The sequence below is a fragment of the Desulfobacter curvatus DSM 3379 genome, from assembly GCF_000373985.1.
GTDB classification, from domain to species: domain Bacteria; phylum Desulfobacterota; class Desulfobacteria; order Desulfobacterales; family Desulfobacteraceae; genus Desulfobacter; species Desulfobacter curvatus.
Map to the genome: position 1 here is coordinate 1 of NZ_KB893019.1, position 1644 is coordinate 1644.

Below are 1644 nucleotides of genomic sequence, written 5' to 3' on the forward strand. Positions count from 1 at the left end.
CCGATCGCTTGACACAACTCTTTTTTCGAGTTATCTTCTAAATTGAAAGTATTCAATTTAGAAGATACAAGCTTCTACAGAAGGACCTCTTCGGCTGGCACCGATGAGGTTTTTTTGTTTTAGCGGTTACTTTTCTTTAAAAATCAGTTCACTCTCCATAAAAAAAAATTTATAATAGAGCGTAATGTATTAAAGAAAGAAGTTAAGACGGGCGATCTGGTATATTTTTCCAGACCACCGCTTAGGGAGAGCCCAAATAAAAAAAGGGCTCAGAAGAAAGAAGTCTTCTGAACCCTTAAAGTCTGGGTTGGAGGCGGCTCCCGGATTTGAACCGGGGAATAACGGCTTTGCAGGCCGTAGCCTATTTTTCCTCAAGAATCCTTTTTAGAAAAACACACTTAATCTGAAATTAGTATCGCTTTCAACAAAAAGCAACAATTTTTTTAATTAAGTGCATATTTTGTAATCCCCAACAATCATATAATTACATAACTATCTGAATTAATTTAAATAAACATTTAGCATAAAATTTGCATTTGTTGGGCACGGTTACCTAACTTTTTCTATTTAGGAGGTATTCAATTGAAACAGATCAAAGAAGTTCATGAAGCGTGGAAATTTTATGATGATTTTATTTTACAGTCACATTCAAAGAGAAGTCAGACGACAGAGACCGGTAGATGGAAAAACCATATTTCCCCGATAGTTGGGGAAAAAATCATAAATGAATTAACCATTTATGACCTTCTTGAATTACGCAAATCTCTGGAAGCTAAAAAATTAAGCCCACAGACTATTTTTCATTGCCTATCCTTACTGCGTAGAATCCTCAACAGGGTTGTCGATTATGATCCCTCTGTGCAGGTCCCTAAATTCAGAAATGTAATGCCAAAATTTGACAACCGCAGATTACGTTATCTCTCAAAATCAGAATTTGATAGGCTTCTAAATATTTTAAAGAAAAAATCAAAAGCTTGGTTTGATATATCAGTCTTTGCCGTTAACACCGGGTTGCGCCGAGGGGAAATATTTAATCTTGGTTCTGAAAATATTAACGATAGTGATCGGAATATTTGCATTTTAGACTCTAAAACTCATAAAAACAGGGTTGTTCCGTTAAATGGGACAGCCTTTAAAATAATTTCAAAGAACAAAAATAAAAAAATATTTACCTTTTCCGCACCAAAAATCTTTGAGCAGGCCGTTAAGGAATCCGGCCTGAATGATGGAATCAAAGATTCCAGGCATAAAGTTGTATTCCATACACTGCGTCACACGTTTGCAAGTTGGCTTGTCCAGGATGGGGTTAAACTTGAGGTGGTCAGTCAATTGCTTGGCCACAGCAGCCTTAATATTACAATGCGGTATGCACATTTAGCACCTTCCCAGGGGAAATCGGCTGTTAATTTAATAAGTGAAAAATTTGAATAAAAATTTAGCGATAATTATAGATTTATGTACCCCTATGATAGATTTTCGCATGTTTTTTATCGATAAATGCAGATTTCTAAAGAATTCTCCGAATATCTGCATTTATCCCGAATATTCTGTATAACCCCCATGTCCTAGCGGACACAACGAAGCATGAAACACTTGCAAATTTTGAAAAATGGTCATAGCTATCAAATTTTTTTTCGACCAAGA

Annotated in this window: 1 protein-coding gene; it reads left to right on the forward strand. The window is 35.7% G+C overall.

Translation table 11 applies throughout. The features are described 5' to 3' along the window. The first annotated feature begins 582 nt into the window (after positions 1-582). The gene (locus B147_RS0109435; RefSeq protein WP_020586964.1) at positions 583-1431 is read left to right on the forward strand and encodes a tyrosine-type recombinase/integrase; all 849 of its coding nucleotides are present in this window, start codon (positions 583-585) and stop codon (positions 1429-1431) included. The last annotated feature ends 213 nt before the right edge of the window (positions 1432-1644 follow it).